Origin of the sequence: Psychrobacillus sp. FSL H8-0487 (assembly GCF_038008385.1) — a bacterium.
In the GTDB taxonomy this organism is placed as follows: domain Bacteria; phylum Bacillota; class Bacilli; order Bacillales_A; family Planococcaceae; genus Psychrobacillus; species Psychrobacillus psychrotolerans.
The window spans coordinates 3189863-3205998 of record NZ_JBBOZA010000001.1; the positions used below are offsets into that span (position 1 = coordinate 3189863).

The 16136-nt window shown below is 36.0% G+C and carries 17 protein-coding genes; all 17 read right to left on the reverse strand.

Annotated elements, in window-relative coordinates; all coding sequences use genetic code 11:
- Positions 1–157 precede the first annotated feature (157 nt).
- A complete protein-coding gene (locus MHI47_RS16285; RefSeq protein WP_340831498.1) occupies positions 158–826 on the reverse strand; it encodes a hypothetical protein in 669 nt (222 codons plus the stop codon).
- Between the two features lie 575 nt (positions 827–1401).
- Entirely contained in the window at positions 1402–1839 is a 438-nt protein-coding gene (locus MHI47_RS16290; RefSeq protein ID WP_340831499.1) for a hypothetical protein, read from the reverse strand.
- Between the two features lie 76 nt (positions 1840–1915).
- Entirely contained in the window at positions 1916–2542 is a 627-nt protein-coding gene (gene kynB, locus MHI47_RS16295; protein WP_340831501.1) for an arylformamidase, read from the reverse strand.
- A 12-nt stretch (positions 2543–2554) separates the two neighbouring features.
- Positions 2555–3385, reverse strand: coding sequence for a tryptophan 2,3-dioxygenase (gene kynA / locus MHI47_RS16300; protein WP_340831502.1), 831 nt, complete (start codon positions 3383–3385; stop codon positions 2555–2557).
- 14 nt (positions 3386–3399) lie between these two features.
- Positions 3400–4677 (reverse strand): kynureninase, encoded by a 1278-nt coding sequence (gene kynU / locus MHI47_RS16305; protein ID WP_340831503.1) that lies wholly within the window; start codon positions 4675–4677, stop codon positions 3400–3402.
- A gap of 169 nt (positions 4678–4846) precedes the next feature.
- Positions 4847–5551, reverse strand: a complete 705-nt coding sequence (locus MHI47_RS16310) for a glucosamine-6-phosphate deaminase (RefSeq protein WP_340763518.1) — start codon at positions 5549–5551, stop codon at positions 4847–4849.
- A gap of 128 nt (positions 5552–5679) precedes the next feature.
- Positions 5680–6429, reverse strand: a complete 750-nt coding sequence (locus MHI47_RS16315; protein ID WP_340831504.1) for an SIS domain-containing protein — start codon at positions 6427–6429, stop codon at positions 5680–5682.
- Positions 6419–7573, reverse strand: coding sequence for an N-acetylglucosamine-6-phosphate deacetylase (gene nagA / locus MHI47_RS16320; RefSeq protein ID WP_340831505.1), 1155 nt, complete (start codon positions 7571–7573; stop codon positions 6419–6421). Before nagA ends, MHI47_RS16315 begins: the two co-directional genes overlap by 11 nt.
- A gap of 132 nt (positions 7574–7705) precedes the next feature.
- A complete protein-coding gene (nagE, locus tag MHI47_RS16325; protein ID WP_340831506.1) occupies positions 7706–9148 on the reverse strand; it encodes an N-acetylglucosamine-specific PTS transporter subunit IIBC in 1443 nt (480 codons plus the stop codon).
- A gap of 63 nt (positions 9149–9211) precedes the next feature.
- On the reverse strand, positions 9212–10036 hold the full coding sequence (locus MHI47_RS16330; protein WP_093538316.1) for a PRD domain-containing protein: 825 nt from the start codon (positions 10034–10036) through the stop codon (positions 9212–9214).
- Between the two features lie 37 nt (positions 10037–10073).
- A complete protein-coding gene (locus MHI47_RS16335; protein WP_093538315.1) occupies positions 10074–10556 on the reverse strand; it encodes a PTS sugar transporter subunit IIA in 483 nt (160 codons plus the stop codon).
- Positions 10557–10814: 258 nt separating this feature from the next.
- Complete coding sequence (locus tag MHI47_RS16340; RefSeq protein ID WP_340831507.1) at positions 10815–13043, reverse strand: YcdB/YcdC domain-containing protein; 2229 nt, start codon at positions 13041–13043, stop codon at positions 10815–10817.
- Positions 13044–13123: 80 nt separating this feature from the next.
- Positions 13124–13873, reverse strand: coding sequence for an EcsC family protein (locus MHI47_RS16345; RefSeq protein ID WP_340831508.1), 750 nt, complete (start codon positions 13871–13873; stop codon positions 13124–13126).
- 159 nt (positions 13874–14032) lie between these two features.
- Positions 14033–14332 (reverse strand): DUF1292 domain-containing protein, encoded by a 300-nt coding sequence (locus MHI47_RS16350; RefSeq protein WP_093538312.1) that lies wholly within the window; start codon positions 14330–14332, stop codon positions 14033–14035.
- Between the two features lie 76 nt (positions 14333–14408).
- Positions 14409–14687, reverse strand: a complete 279-nt coding sequence (locus tag MHI47_RS16355) for a DUF1292 domain-containing protein (RefSeq protein WP_093538360.1) — start codon at positions 14685–14687, stop codon at positions 14409–14411.
- A 234-nt stretch (positions 14688–14921) separates the two neighbouring features.
- Positions 14922–15452, reverse strand: coding sequence for a D-glycero-alpha-D-manno-heptose-1,7-bisphosphate 7-phosphatase (locus tag MHI47_RS16360; RefSeq protein WP_093538311.1), 531 nt, complete (start codon positions 15450–15452; stop codon positions 14922–14924).
- Positions 15453–15524: 72 nt separating this feature from the next.
- On the reverse strand, positions 15525–16019 hold the full coding sequence (locus MHI47_RS16365; RefSeq protein ID WP_340831509.1) for a GNAT family N-acetyltransferase: 495 nt from the start codon (positions 16017–16019) through the stop codon (positions 15525–15527).
- Positions 16020–16136 lie beyond the last annotated feature (117 nt).

Consider the following 16136-nt stretch of genomic DNA (forward strand, 5'->3'; position numbering starts at 1 on the left):
ACCCGTTAGTTTAAGTGTAGACTTTCACAATATTGCAGAACTCTAATCATCATTAGTCATCTTTTAAACAGTCAATAATGTCGGTGCGGTTGAAAAGGGAAAGAATTTTAACATTTCTACTGAACTGGAATGGTCGTTGACCAAGGTAACATTCGAACTATTGAATTAAGTAAAATATATTTTCTACAGATGCATCCAATAACTCTTCTTTTAAATCGTAAAGTTTAATGACTGTAATATATTTTTCATTATTCACTTCAACAACATATAATCTTATATCCTGAAAGTAGGAACCCAAATAAGAAATAATATGTTTTTCTATATTCTCCGTCCATTTAATAAAAGGAGTGAATATGGAATTAGCTGGTGTACCGTATTTATTCCACAAAAGAGAAGATTTAATTATTAACTGTGAAATGTACAAATCAGGAATCTTCATCTCGCCACTTTCAAAGACAAGCTTTTTCTCCTGAGCAAGTCCCAAAGCAGGACTTCTTTTTACTAGTATTTCTTGGTGGTTAACAAAATCGATAATATGAGTATATGCAACATCCAAAAGATTGTTTTGGTAATAAAAATCAAATTGAACTAAGACTGATTCTTTCAAGTTAAATAACTCTAATGAGAAGTTTTCATCTTCTTGTTTTGTTAAATGTACTTCCTCAAAAATCCCATTGAAATAATTAATATCAACATCATTTATAAGGTCTTTATCGATAAAGTAGTTTATACAAAAATGTTTGTTTTCATCGCAATTATATTTCTGTTGTATAAATAATTCGATTAAATCATTTAACAATATAGGCTTATATTTTTGGGATATCATTTATCAACCTCTTTACCAAAAATCTAATTATGTTTTTCTAAAGTAATATTCTCTATCTAATCAAAAAATCCTTCTTCAACTAAACTGCCGCGTTAGTTTAAGTGAAAATTTTCACAATCTTATAATTATTTTAACATAAATATCCAATGCAAACTTATATGGCAAACCCATTCAACGCATTCAACGCATTCATTAATGATTAATCAACCTTGTCTTTTAATCAGAGCATTGGTTTTAACTATTGTTAATATGGTGTTCTCTAATGACTCGTATGCGATCACCAGTGTTAATGGTTTCAGGCAGTATTTGACTATATTTTTTAGCCTTACCCCATAATTAAAGAAATTGATGACAACCATATTAACAGCCCCAAAGGTTTCCCGTTTATTTTTAAATAGTATAGTACATAAACATCACTTTTAAATAATAAAAAACAGAACCACCATAGCTATAATGATTCTGCCTATTATAATGTGTAACATTCTATTCTCTTTGATTAATTACTAAGTGAATTAAAAATATGTTGACTTTTAATAAAAATAATAACAAGGCTTTTTTATCGACTGAATTCACTATTATGCTAATTTACCCTTATCATTTGATGAATCATTGCTTTTCAGACTGTCTAACAAAACATAGCCAAATATAACTCCTGCTATATACGTGAATGTAAAATCACCTAATAGCATTACTTCATTGAAAAATAACAAATTCTTTCCATAAACAATAGCCAGAAGCCGAATCATAGCGATATAAATAGATGGGATTCCAATTACAAGGACCTTTACCCAATCAATCGACCATCTCTTTTTATCTTTAATTTCTATGATCAATTTAGGTAATCGTAACAACATTCCCATAAAAATAGAGAAAATACTTGTAAATATTATAAAAGGTTTAATATCAAATACTATCGCTGACCTTTCTCTTAATCGCATTTGATAATCCATGCCCATATAAAAAACACCTCCAACTATTACAGTTGAAAGGAAAATAAATAAAAATCTTTTCATTCAAGCTCCTCCTTAATAGAACCAAAAGAAAAAATGGATAGACTAGCATTTCTAAGTGCTATATCTACCCTTGGTATTATACTTTTCTTAACACAGCTCGTATGGGACTTCCATCTGCTCCTTCAATTTTCAAGGGTAGAGCGATTAAATCATAATCACCTGGTTCTACCTTTTCGAGCAAAAGATTTTCAATTATAAATACATTGTTGTTAAACAGCGAATGGTGAGCTAATAGTTCCTTACTTTCGATACCGTCCACGGAAGGTTGGTCGGTACCAATGAGATAGATACCCTTTTCCTTTAAAAAAGGTCCAATATTTTCCTTCAATGTATTAATCCTGTCTGGAAATTTTTCAGGAGATGCAGTATTCGTTGTTTTTAAAAGCAAACGTTCTACACCTGTTAGATCAAACCCTTCTAACTCCTCCCTACCAATTTCCGTAGCCCCAACGACACTCACCACTTTGGCACGACCAATATACATATTAACGTCTAGCATATCTAACGTTTTCCCTTCACTTACATAGTGAAATGGGGCATCTGCATGTGTTCCAGTATGCAAACTTGCTGTAATCGTCCCAACATTTGCAGCACCACCATCATCCTTTGTAGCGGTTAGTTCATATTCAAAGAGTGTATCTCCTGGCCATGTAGCTATTCTAGTAGAGATAGTTTGTGTAATATCGATCCATTCCTTATTCATATCCGTGACCCCCTATAAATTAGTGCGTAAATCCCAAAGTTCCGGGAAAAAACGATGATCTAACACATGTCGTAAATAATTCACACCGGAAGATCCCCCAGTGCCTTTCTTAAATCCTATTATTCTTTCAACCGTTTTCATATGACGAAAGCGCCACTGTTGAAGCCAGTCTTCCACGTCTACTAGCTTTTCTGCTAGTTGATATAAATTCCAGTGTTGATCGACGTTTTGATAAACTTCCTTCCATGCATTGGCTACTGATTCATCTCCCACATACGAAATGGAATAATCTCGATTCAATAATGAAGGAGCTATCGGAAACCCCGCTCTAGCTAATGCTTGAATCGAAACATCATAAATACTCGGTGCAAGAAAAGCAGTTTCTAATTCTCTATGCAATTCTTCATCCTGCTCGTAAATCTTTAATATATGTTTGGACTTATGGCCAAGAGCAAATTCGATTTGTCGGTATTGAAAAGATTGAAATCCAGAAGCCTTGCCTAACTTATCTCGAAATTCTAGATACTCTGCCGGTGTTAATGTAGAAAGAACATCCCAAGCTTGAATAATTTGTGTTTGAATTTTCGTCACTCTTGCTAGCATTTTAAAGGCAGATTGCATCTTATCAGCCTGAATAGCATGAATGGCACTAGTCAATTCATGTAGGATAAGCTTCATCCAAAGTTCACTAACTTGGTGGATAATGATGAAAAGCATTTCATCATGATGTCCAGATAATCTGTTCTGACTAGACAATAAATTATCCAGTTGCAAATATTCTCCATACGTCATATCATTGCTAAAATCTGTATGAATGCCACTTTCCTTCTTTTCATCTTGCATATCTTCCCTCCTTATTAAGCAACGACATCACGTTTGTTTTCATATTTTCTATACAGCTCTTCCTCCATAATCCTTTTTAAAATCTGCACAGTATTCCAAACGTCTTCAAACGAGTTATACAATGCAACTGGTGCCAGGCGAATACCATTAGGTGAACGAAAATCGGGAATGACTTGATGCTCTTTTAACGCTTTACATATACGTGCCGCCTCTTCATGCACTAAAAAGATATGACCTCCACGCTTTTCTGATTCACGCGGATTAGAAATGACAAAATTATACTCACCCAATTCCAAATCAATTAACATCATCAGATAATCGGTAAGTCTTAATGATTTTTCACGAATTGCTTCCATTCCAACCTCTTGGAACATCTCTAGCGAACCTAATAATGGTGCACTGCTTAGTATATGAGGAGTCCCGATCTGATACGCACCAGCATCAGCTGCTGGTACCATTTGGGTAGACATATCAAATTGCTTCTCTTTATCTGACCCAAACCACCCTGCTAATCCAGGCTTTCTTCCGAAATGCTTACGGTTCACATATAAACCACCTGTTGCACCAGGTCCACCATTCAGATGCTTGTAGTTACACCAAAAAGCAAAATCTACGTCCCATTTATCTAACTCATGTGGTACAGATCCTATTGAATGACACAGATCAAAACCAATAATAATATTGCGCTTATGCGCCGCTTCCGTGAGCAATTGGATGTCTAATACTTGACCACTTCGATATAGCACACTAGGTAGTACTATTAGAGCCACATCATCGGTCAACGCATTAATAATATCTTCTTCCTCTAACGTATAGCCATCTCGACTTTTCACCATTATCATATGGTCTTTAGTATCCAATCCATGCAAGGACAGCTGACTACTAATAGCATATATATCAGATGGGAAATTTAGTTCATCCACAACTATTTTCGTACGCTTTCCCTCGGGTCGATAAAAACTAGCAACCAACTGATGCAAGTTTGCCGTTGTAGAGCCCGTTATAATTACTTCGTCCTTTGAGGCTCCTACTAGTGGAGCACACATCTCACTTAATAACTCAGGGAAATAAAACCAAGGATACTGCCCTTTTGTCCAGCCATCTATTCCATATTCTTTCCAAGAATCTAGTAGGGTTAATACTGAATTTTCTGCTCGCTTAGAGAGTAACCCAAGGGAATTTCCATCCATATAAATGGTATTTGGTTGGACATAGAATTCGTGTCGATACATCCTTAAAGTATCTTGCTCATCTAATTTTTGGGCATAGTCTAGTGAAGTATTTCGTTCCATAGTAATTCCCTCCTTATAAACAAACTCATCTATACCTACTTCTGCAATTATCCGAAAATTCCTTCTTTCTATTTCTCATTATGTATTTACAATAAACACTGCTTCTTCGTACATACAAAAAAGCGTTCGAAAATGGACTCTTCGAACGCTACTTGTAACTATACTATTTTTAGTCGTTATTAATTTGCAAATCAGTTAACACAATAACATTGGGATGATTACAAAGCCGTGTAACCGGAATATCCTCCGTTACATCTCCTTTTAATAACGCTTCAATCGCAGTTCTTTTCTCTTCTCCTACTGCAATTAAAAGAATGCATTTCGCTCTCATTATAGAAGCAATGCCCATCGTAATGGCTTGCTTTGGAACTTCATCAAGCGAGTCAAAAAATCTAGCATTTGCAGATCTAGTGGAAGCTGTTAGCTCAACCACATCTGTTTCACTTTGAAAGGATGTACCTGGTTCATTGAAACCTATATGCCCATTCACTCCGACACCTAATAATTGCATATCGACAGTTAGTGATTTTAACACGTTTTCATATTTTAATGCTTCTGCATGTACATCTTCAGCTACTCCATTTGGAATATATGTAGCTTTAAATGGTTTTGCCTCAAAGAGATGTTGTTGCATAAACGTATGGTAGCTTGCTGGATGTCCTTGAGGAACTCCCACATACTCGTCTAGATTTACACTATTACAGTGAGAGAAATCCAACGCACTACTTCGCAGCTTTTCATAAAGTGGAATCATCGTCCCACCCGTTGCTAATCCAAATGTAATTGCACCATTCTTTATCTGTGTTGAAAATATTTCTTGTGCCCGACTATATAGAGCATCATTGTCTTCCCATACTTCTAAATCTAATGCCATACTGAAAACCACCTTTTTCTGAATTGCGCATACTCACTAATTGCTAAATTTTTACGTTAGTAAAATTATCATTATATTCAATTTGGTCATTTGATGCAAATCGAGAGCAAACAAGCACTAATAATACTTTAGTTAAAATCTATTCGATTTTTATACTTTTCCATCATCTCTTCATTATGCAATTGGCTATCTGAGAGATTTGCACTTTTAAACACTGGTAGTTGATCAGATTCCTTACTTATCTCCTCGATAATTTGCGAAATAAGTGCATTAAGAAGAGCAGCCCCAACAACCGTAGAAGATGGACCATATTGCAATCCCTTGTTACTCAGAAGTCCATCGCCAACAGGTATATGTGTATTTAAAACGATATCCACTACATCTTCTAGGCGCTTCCCGCTCGCGTGTCGACCTTCTTGGTCCTTATAATTTAAAGACTGAAGAGAGATAACTAAAATACCCGCCTTTTTCCCTAAGAAAGCCATATCTATTGGAGCTGGATTGCGACCAGAAGTAGAAATAACAATTAGAATATCATTCGGTTGAAAGCTTATGTTGTCATTATTACGCTCGATGAACGTAGGATCTTTCTCGTTCTGTGAAGAAGTCAACGCACCTTTGTGTAACATTAAAGGCTCTATGGTAATCGGAGCAACAGGTACTAACCCTCCTGCACGGTAATATGCTTCCTGAGCTAAAAGATGGGAATGTCCACAACCAAATAATTGCACTATTCCCCCCTTTTTAATACGGTCACCAATTAGCTTAGAAGTATTATCTATATTTTCTTTTTCCAGTGCTGCAACCTGCTCCAGTAAACTATTTATTTCCTTCCAATAGGACTGCATTTGATCACCTCTATTTTCATTAACTTTCAAATACTATATTTCCTCGACAGATTGTTTTTTGTACATTCAATTCCAAATCCAATATAACCAAATCTGCGTCAAAGCCTTCATCAATATACCCTTTATGGGATAATTTCAATTGTTTCGCTGCATTAGTAGAGGACATCGATACCAGTTCTTGCAAGGAACAACCCGTCGTTTGCTTCATATTACGAACAGCCTGGTCCATTGTCAGTATACTTCCCGCTAATGCGCCACTAGACAGATGTGCACCTTTTTCTGTGACATAAACAGTCTGTCCACCAAGATCGTATTCCCCATAATCTAATCCTTTAGCACGCATAGCATCTGTTATTAAAATAATTCCTTCAGCACCCTTCAAACGGTATGCTAAATTCACTGCCTTCATATGACTATGTATATAATCAACAATGATTTCCACTTTCATATGATCGTCTAGCAGAACTGATCCGACTACACCTGTATCACGATGATGGAATGGACGCATTTGGTTATATAAATGGGTAGCTTGCTTAGCTCCTAATTGGACCGCCTTTTCAACTTCATCTGAACTAGCATCTGAATGTCCGATTGAAGAGATAATGCCTTCCTCACTCATGGCTTGTACAAATTCAAAACCACCCACTATTTCGGGAGCAACGGTCACTTGTTTAATGCGATTTCCACTAAGTTGTTGCCACTTTAGAAACTGTTCAATAGAGGGCTCGCTAATATGTTCAATTGGCTGTGCTCCAGCCCATTTTGTAGAAATATATGGTCCCTCTACATGAATCCCTAAAACCTCTGCTTCATCTGCATTATTTACAAAGCCATTTACATTTTCAAGCGCTGCTTCAATCGCATCCACCCGTTGAGTGATAGTAGTTGGCAAATAGCTAGTCGTACCTTCTTTTACTAATGAACGAGACATTCCTCTAAGCGCTTCTTCTGTAGCATCCATCATGTCAAAACCAGCTGACCCATGAATATGCATATCGATAAAACCTGGCATAACTATCCAATTCTTTGCAGTTCCATCTAAAAAGATATCTGCCTCCACTTGTAAAGCTTGTCCAATTTTCTCTACCTTACCATCTCGGATAAATAGATCCCCTGTAATTTCACGATCATAATTTACAATAGTCACGTTCGATATTAGAATTGTTTTACTCATTACTACACCTCCGCAGTTTGCTTAATAACAGTATAGATTAATAATCCCAAAATGATAAATAGAATCTGCATCACCATAAAGAAAAAGCCGTTTAATATGGACACCCAAATTAAACAGCTTTTCAATTATCTACTATTTACGTATTTTCTCAATTTCGTCTGCAACAAATTGTACGCTTGTTCCAACAATAACTTGAATATTTTTCGGACCTACTATATTAATACCTGGAACACCAGTATCTTTAATTTTCTTTTGATCGACTTTATCCATATCTAATACTTCTACACGTAAACGAGTTGTACAGTGTTCTACAGATGCAACATTGGCGTCCCCACCTAGCCCATCATAGATTCTAGCTGCCATATTTGAAAACTTATCATCAGATGAAACTACAACAGTTTCTTCACTTTCATCTGTATCGTCTTCTCTACCTGGAGTTTTTAAGTTAAACTTCAAGATTAAGAAACGGAATAAGAAATAGTAAATAACTGCAAATACTAGCCCTTGTAGCAATAGCATAAGCGGGAAATTAGCGATTGGAATTCGAAGACTTAAAAGATAATCGACTAACCCTGCACTAAATCCAAAGCCTGCTGTCCAGTTAAAGGATGCTGCGATGAATAAAGATAACCCTGTTAAAGCTGCATGAACTACATAAAGTGCTGGAGCTAAGAACATGAATGAAAATTCAAGTGGCTCAGTTACACCTGTGAAGAATGACGCAAAACCAGCTGCAAGCATAAGAGAAGCTGCTTGTTTTTTTCTTTTTGTTTTAGCCGTGTGATACATTGCAAGAGCTGCTGCTGGTAATCCGAACATCATAATCGGGAAGAATCCGGCTTGGTACATACCAGTTACACCCTTAACGCCTTCACTGCTCCAAAACTTATTGATATCATTTATACCAACAGTGTCAAACCAAAACACTGCATTTAATGCGTGATGCAATCCTGTAGGTATTAATAGTCTGTTAAAGAAGCCATAAAGCCCAGCGCCTACTGCTCCTAGACTACTAATTGCTTCACCAAAGTTAACTAGTCCACCAAAAACGATTGGCCAAATATAAAATAGTGCTGCAGAAGCAACTAACATTGCAACTGCGGACATAATAGGTACTAAACGTTTTCCACTAAAGAATGCTAAGAAATCAGGTAATTTCACGTGACTGAAGCGATTATACATTGTTGCAGCAACAAGACCAGAAAGAATACCTATAAATGCATTATTAATCTTTCCAAATGCAGGATCAACACTCTCTACATCGATTCCTTGTAATAAACCAACAGTCCCACTTGAAAGCATCGTAGTTACAACTAAGAAAGCTACTAATCCACTTAAAGCGGCTGCCCCATCTTTCGCCTTGGACATCCCTATCGCTACCCCTACTGCAAACAGAATAGGAATATTATCAATAATCGAGCTACCAGCTTTTATCATGAAGGCTGCAAATACATTTCCTGATCCCCAACCATCCGAGTCAATCCAGTATCCAATCCCCATTAATATTGCAGCTGCGGGTAAAACAGCTACTGGAAGCATTAACGAACGCCCCAAATTTTGTAAAAACTTCATCATAATTTATTCATCTCCTTTTAACTGATTTTTAATAAAAATATAATAGTATAAAATAATGCCGAATTATGAAACTTGCTTTCTTAACCGTTCAATATGCAGTGCAATATAACCTAACTCTTCTTCGGGAAACTCAATTCCATGGTCCGCCTTAAGCTCTTTTGCTATTTGGCTTGCGCAACTATAACCAACCGGGAATTTCTTTTGAATCATCACTAACATTTCTTCATCCATCATATGAAGCTCAGATTGATTTAACCGTGTTAATGCAAAGCGTAAATGGGTGATTAACCGATGATAGGAAATATCGTCTTCCTCAATTTCAATATTCAAGTACTTTTTAATCGATAAAACCATGCCCTTTATTAAATTGGTTTGTCTTATTGTCTGATGTAAATCCCCCCCTTGAATTTTCATCGTGTGAATATGAAGCGCTATGTAAGCCGCTTCATCTACAGGCATTTCTACCTGACACGTTTTATTTATATGCTGAATTGCCCAAAGACCTATTTCAAACTCTGCTCTATATAGAACTCGAATCTCATGAAGCAGTCTATTGTTTAAATTAATGCCATCCTTTGCTCTTTCAATAGCAAATGAGATATGGTCTGTCAAAGCTATATGAATATGCTCATTTAATCTTGTATTTAAATACGCTTCGGCGTAAGTAATTATTTCTTCTGAAATAGTAAAATGTTCTTCTGGAATTCGACTTAATAGCTGCACTAGCTTATCATTTTCTTGCATAACAAAAATCTTTTCAATTTTGGACCCAATGATAATGTCATTCCGTTTCTTTTGAAAAGCTATACCCGAGCCAATAGCTATTTTCTCGCGTCCATCATGTAGAACAATCACAGCGTTATTATTAAGTATCTTTGTGATTTTAATGGAAAGTCAGCCTCCTTCACATACTATCCAACCTGAATTACTTCGAAGAAACAGACATTACCAATGTGTCACCCGCTACACTTGCTGACGCATCAGTATATTCTACAGTTCTTTCTGCACTATTCGTAATTACTACTGGTGTAATAATGCTTGGCACTTTATCTTTGATAAAATCCCAATCCACTGTCATTAGTTTTTGTCCTGTAGAAACTACATCACCTTCATTTACAAATACAGTAAATCCTTCACCCTTTAGTGTGACTGTTTCCAAACCAACGTGAATTAGCACTTCGGTATCGTCCTTTGTCCGAATACCGATCGCATGCTTTGTTTTAGAGATTAATACAACTGTCCCATCAATCGGCGCTACTACATCTCCTCCTGTTGGCATAATTGCTACTCCCTCACCCATCATTTTTTGACTGAAAACTGGATCTGGAACTTGTTCTAGGGGAATCACTTGACCAGATAGTGGTGAGAATACTTGTACTTTATTTTTTTTCATGAATTTAGCAAACATTAGTAGAACTCCTTTGTATAAAGATATTATGGAAATTGTCTTATTAAAATATATTGCTCCATGAGACCTAAAAGAACATAAAAAGGCATGGGGTAATGGAAAAGAATAATAGTATTATTCCCTCACAGTTTACCACCATGCCTGAAAAGTTCAGTAACATGTGACCAATATGCGTATTTATAATCCGATAATATCATCCAGAGATCCAAAAAGCAACGTAAATTTAAATAATTGAAAGCTGTTTAAATTGCTTAAATATCAATAAAGAAAAGTTCTTCCTTTTTCTGAAATCTTGTGAGCAAGGTGAATTGTTGAAACTACTAGTTCTGCATAGGTTACTTCTTTTTTAGGATTGAATACTCCTTTTTCCGCCTCCAATAATTCTAATGAATTAGCAAGTGCGACATAACCTAGTAATTCCTTTTGTACTTTATCAGCATCTGTAAAAGGAAGTTTATAAATAGTCGAATTTTTGGCAGCCTGTTCGAGACCTAATGCACGAATATACCAAACTGCTAGCTGTTCTTTACTTACCGGCTCATCTATCGCAAAACTCTTTGTATCAGCTTTTAGGATTCCCATATCCACAGCACGCTCGACCGACTGGTATAGTGGATGCTTAGGATCGATATTGTCAAATGATTGTTTCTGATTGTCCTGCTCAGGATAATAATAGCCATCATACATATAAGTAAGTGATTTCATCATTACTTTTAGCGCTTCTCCCTTGGAAATAGCAGCATCTCCGTCAAACTGTTTTGGATCTTTGACATCAAGGATTTTTGCATTTATAAAATAATTTAGTTCCTCTTGCGCCCAAGGATGGGAAACAACAGTTGTATTGTTCTCTCCATTAAGCACTTGCCACTCACCTGTTAAAGCATCTAAAGTACTAAAAGATTTCTCATTAAATAATTGAGAGTAGACTAGGTCATAGTGGTTATTTCCCTCTTTTTGATTGGATTTCATATAGTTAAGTCTTAAACTCAATGCCTTAGTTATTATTTCCTTCGCTTCTTTTTCTGATATTGCTTTTTCTGGTGATGGCCAACTCTTCACCTCTTGATAATTAACATAAAGGTTATTTAGTGAACCATCCTTCGCCACTCCGACATTAATAGAATCACCCGAAACCACAACTCCATTTACAACTCTCGGGAAATTAAACATAAAGCTACCCTGCATTTCATCTATATATGCTACCTCTGTAGGTTTTGCATAGTTATGAAGGTAAGATGGAATCCACTTTTTCATATGTTCCACTGCTTTTTCAAGCGCTTGTTTTTCGGAAAGAGGCTTCGCTTCACTTGGCTTCTCACCCATCTGCGCTAAGATCTCACTCTTCATATTATAGTACTGAATTACTTCACCTGTTTGTTTGTCTATCTCTATACTTGCTCCAGTACCGCCATTTGGAAAATTATACATATATTGAACACTAATAACTTCCTGTCCGTTATAATTAGTCATTTCTCTGATAGAGTCGATGTTCAACTTAACATTTTTCAAATCTATTTTCAGTAATTTCTCGGACATTTTCTTTGCTTCTTCTATAGTGATCCCATTCTTATAGTTGGCTGGGAGCTGCTTGGAAGAAAGCAGCGAAATGGTTGATTTTTTAGGGAAATCTACTGAGTATCCTTTGGAAGTTAAGTATTTTCCAGAAGAAGCATGAACACCAAGTAAATTTGGTGACGGTTGATATACGAGTCGTACATGTCGTTCACCAGTTTGGTAATCTGTTTCTACTTGATATTGCTTTTCCACATATATATTTTCTTTTACCTTTTTTAATACGCCATCTTTCGCTTTTACTTTTTTCACGTCATCAAAAGTGGATGCTTTGTTAGTTTCTGGATTTCTATAAAAGCCAACAATTTCACCGTTTCCTAGAATGGAAACTTCAATTCGTTGGTCAGTAACAGAAACTTTGTTTTTCAAACGAGTGTAGGAAAATGAATATCGTATTGGTTCCGTTAATATCTGATTTGGATAATAGCCATAAGAATCCGTCTCTAATTGATATTCACCGCCATCTAGATATTTTTTCATAAAATCTCCGGCTATCTTTTGCGCTTCCACTTTAGAAACTTTAGCTGGAAAAAGCGCTTCTGTTACAGTTGCAGGTTGATAAGAGAAGTTTTCTATTTGTAAATCTTTACCTACAAACGAAACATTGCCATATAACTGTTTTCCATCGATTGTTTTTGTGAAGTATAGATCATAACGCATTGTCTCGTCACCAGGAAAATAATAACCACCGTTCATCTGGAAATCGGAACTCTTCAAGAAATCGAATTGCTTTGGAAATAGACCTCGAAACTTTTTGATCAAATCCTCTTTTGTAAAAACATTGTCTGTTGATGCTGCTTGAATTTGTACAGGGGGTTGTTCTTTCAAAGTAGTAGTTGCATGGACGTTCGCTGAAAAAAGTCCGATTGATAGTGCAGAAGCGCCTAGTATGATACCAACATATTTAAAACTCATAAAAAAATCTCTCCTTCTTTTGCAGTCTTTGAAGTCTATGATTGCAAGATAGAGAAAATACCAATAATTTGGTATGGAATCTAATTATTAAAGTCAATGCCCTTTGTTATTTCAAGACCATTTTTTGACAATAAACGAAGTCGGTATGAATTCATCGCTGTTTCACCAAGTTGATCGAGCAAATTATAGTTAGCAACAGCTCCTACCATCGCTCCTATTCCAGGTAGTAATTGGAGCATTTTCACTAGATCAATATAATCCCGATATTCCTGTTGGAAATCTCGCCAATCCATCTCGCCAATTAAGCTCTTTTGTTGCTCCCAGTGCTCCATAATTTCTAGCGTTTCTTTTCTTTTTTCCTCACTAGAAAAAGCTAAAAGGAATATATGCAATATATATAACCTTTCCTCGTATTCATCCGTGTCGAATCCATAAACCGTGGCTGCTTCAAAGAGAAACTTCATCTTAATTGATAATAGTAGCGGGAAGTCAGCGAGTCCAAGGAGTATACCTCCTGCTCCTGTCCCTGCTCCTTCTACTACAGCAGTTTTTCGGAACGTAGTAAGTTTTTCCTGTAAAAGTTCATCTCGCTCCTGAAGGTTAAGTTCCAGTGGCAGCCTTTTTTTCATTTTTATATTTGACCCAACAAGCGTCACCTTTACCATATTCTTAATACTTTCCGTTATCACTTGATGGACCTTTTCAGGAATAAGTCCGTTAACCTTTGTTTGTACATTCTTAGACGTACGACCTATTAATCCCGTTCGTTTCGTCATCTTCCTTTTCCAAAGAAATAGTTCCTCTTCAACTTTCCATCTATACGTATCCACTAGTTCTACCCCCTTATCTTTTACTATTATTATTCATTTTATCTTATTATAGCTATATTAAAATTAGCCCCTAGGTACGGTTCTATCTCCGCCTGAAGATGTATATAAAAAAACATGATACCTATTGTGTTAGGTATCATGCTTTAAAGTTACAAGTATTTATCTTTTTTTCTTTTTAGCAAAGTTATTTTTCTCTAGCTTGATATATGCTGCCGATACATTTTCGAACTCTTCGTCGCTTTCCATCATGACAAAGTTTTTGTCTTCATCTAACCGGAAAAAGAAAATACCTATATCTTCTTCAGAATCTTCTTGTATATCCTCTAGGAAAATGACTGCAACATATTCCATCTGTTCTACAGTCAAATATCCTACAACTTTCATTTCTTGTTCTTGGTTATTTTCATCTAACACTTTAAATGTACTGCCAATATCTAGTTTACCTTCATTTTGTAACATTCCATTTACCTCCTACCAAAGCTATCCTACTACTAATTGAAAAAAAGAGGAGATTATCCTCTCTTTTCTAGTTTTTCTATTCTTCGTCTTCTACTGCCTCTTCTGCTTCAAGAAATGCTGCAGATACTTTTTCAAATTCTTCATCTGTTTCGATTTCCGCTAAGTCCTCACCTTCAACTACTTGGAAAAAGAATACATCCATGTCTTCGTCGGTTTCTTCTTGCGTATCCTCCGCAAATGCAACTGCTGCATATTCTTTTTCTTCAATTGTTAAAAGCCCGATTACTTCGATCTCTTGTTCGCGATCTTCTTCATCTAATACCGTTAGGATTTCTCCTACTTCAATACTACCCATTTTTTCTTCCATTTCAAATTCCTCCTATTAATATCACGTATTCTTTCTAGTATTCACTACCCAATACAACTTGCATTTACACAAAACTTATATGATTTGTTTATCCATATAGTATTTCACATACATATGGTATTATTCGTGGATCCATGCATATTCAAATCATCTCATATTCACGAGTCTTTAGCAAAATCCTACTCCTTTTCAAATTATACGCTTGATGTAACATAAAATACCTTAACTTGTTTTTGCATCCTGTAAAATCCATTCTACCGCGCTTATAAGATCCGGAAATACAGCATCCGCAATAGGATCGCTTTTCCCTAGAAAAACTCCTTTTGTTCCGGCTTTTTTCCCAGCAATAATATCTGTGTCCGTATCCCCCACCATATAGGATTTAGACAAATCCACATTATACTTTTTACCCAGATCTACTATTAACTTACTGTTTGGCTTTCGACATGCACAACCAGACTTTGGCTTATGCGGACAGTATACAACCTCATGAATAGTAGCACCTTCCTTTTTTAAAACTGCAATCATATGGTCATGGATTCTTTGCAACTGGGATTCCTTCATAAACCCCAATCCTACTCCTCCTTGATTGGTAACGACAAATATATGATCGAAGGAAGCGTTCAATTTCTTAATAGCTTCAGGGACCCCTTGTAAAAAATATAGCTGCTCTGGTTTGTTCACAAATTTAACTCGCTCCGTGAGCACCTCATTAATTACACCATCCCGATCCAAGAAAACTGCAGTCTTCATGTGAAACACACCCTTGTTTAAGATTTAAATAGTCACTTTAGTTGTTCCCCAAACTGACTTTATTATTTAATATTAAACTTTGCTCTCTTCTCGGTAAATCATCGTTATCGATGTCCCTGATATGCCGTAGTCTACAAAACCTAGCTGTCGATAAATATGAACTGCGCTTCTGTTATTAGGGTCAACACTTAAGGAGAGCGTTTTATATCCATCCACTGCAGCCTGTTCGATTATCTTTTTCATAAGTAAAGTGCCTACTCCTAATCCTCTTGCTTCTTTCATAACTGCGATTCCTAATTCCGGAGTTTGATTGTCTACATAGCCATATCCCATATTAGATTCATCAAAAAGTCTATACCAAACTGCTCCTACTGCTCTATTATTGGCATCAGTTGCTATTAATGCTATATCTCCTTTTCTTCCCCAATCTTCATAATACTTTTTTATTGAAGGGGAGTTTAATAGCTTTGCTTTATCTTTTACATCCTCTGGCATATAAATCGATTCATATAGCATATCCTTCAAGAATTCCAGTTCCTTATTCTCCATATTTTTAATGATCCACATGGTTTTTCACCTCATATTTAAGCCTATTGTTTAATTCAACAAATGAGTAATTATTCCTTCAGGTATATTGAGTAAGTACAAAAATAGTTGAAAATCAACATTAGCTGACTTTCAACT

Bases quoted from the DNA above. Each gene is read 5' to 3' on its own strand.
- MHI47_RS16285 (WP_340831498.1), bottom strand. From the start codon at position 826: ATGATATCCCAAAAATATAAGCCTATATTGTTAAATGATTTAATCGAA.
- MHI47_RS16290 (WP_340831499.1), bottom strand. From the start codon at position 1,839: ATGAAAAGATTTTTATTTATTTTCCTTTCAACTGTAATAGTTGGAGGT.
- kynB (WP_340831501.1), bottom strand. From the start codon at position 2,542: ATGAATAAGGAATGGATCGATATTACACAAACTATCTCTACTAGAATA.
- kynA (WP_340831502.1), bottom strand. From the start codon at position 3,385: ATGCAAGATGAAAAGAAGGAAAGTGGCATTCATACAGATTTTAGCAAT.
- kynU (WP_340831503.1), bottom strand. From the start codon at position 4,677: ATGGAACGAAATACTTCACTAGACTATGCCCAAAAATTAGATGAGCAA.
- MHI47_RS16310 (WP_340763518.1), bottom strand. From the start codon at position 5,551: ATGGCATTAGATTTAGAAGTATGGGAAGACAATGATGCTCTATATAGT.
- nagA (WP_340831505.1), bottom strand. From the start codon at position 7,573: ATGAGTAAAACAATTCTAATATCGAACGTGACTATTGTAAATTATGAT.
- nagE (WP_340831506.1), bottom strand. From the start codon at position 9,148: ATGATGAAGTTTTTACAAAATTTGGGGCGTTCGTTAATGCTTCCAGTA.
- MHI47_RS16335 (WP_093538315.1), bottom strand. From the start codon at position 10,556: ATGTTTGCTAAATTCATGAAAAAAAATAAAGTACAAGTATTCTCACCA.
- MHI47_RS16340 (WP_340831507.1), bottom strand. From the start codon at position 13,043: ATGAGTTTTAAATATGTTGGTATCATACTAGGCGCTTCTGCACTATCA.
- MHI47_RS16350 (WP_093538312.1), bottom strand. From the start codon at position 14,332: ATGTTACAAAATGAAGGTAAACTAGATATTGGCAGTACATTTAAAGTG.
- MHI47_RS16355 (WP_093538360.1), bottom strand. From the start codon at position 14,687: ATGGGTAGTATTGAAGTAGGAGAAATCCTAACGGTATTAGATGAAGAA.
- MHI47_RS16360 (WP_093538311.1), bottom strand. From the start codon at position 15,452: ATGAAGACTGCAGTTTTCTTGGATCGGGATGGTGTAATTAATGAGGTG.
- MHI47_RS16365 (WP_340831509.1), bottom strand. From the start codon at position 16,019: ATGTGGATCATTAAAAATATGGAGAATAAGGAACTGGAATTCTTGAAG.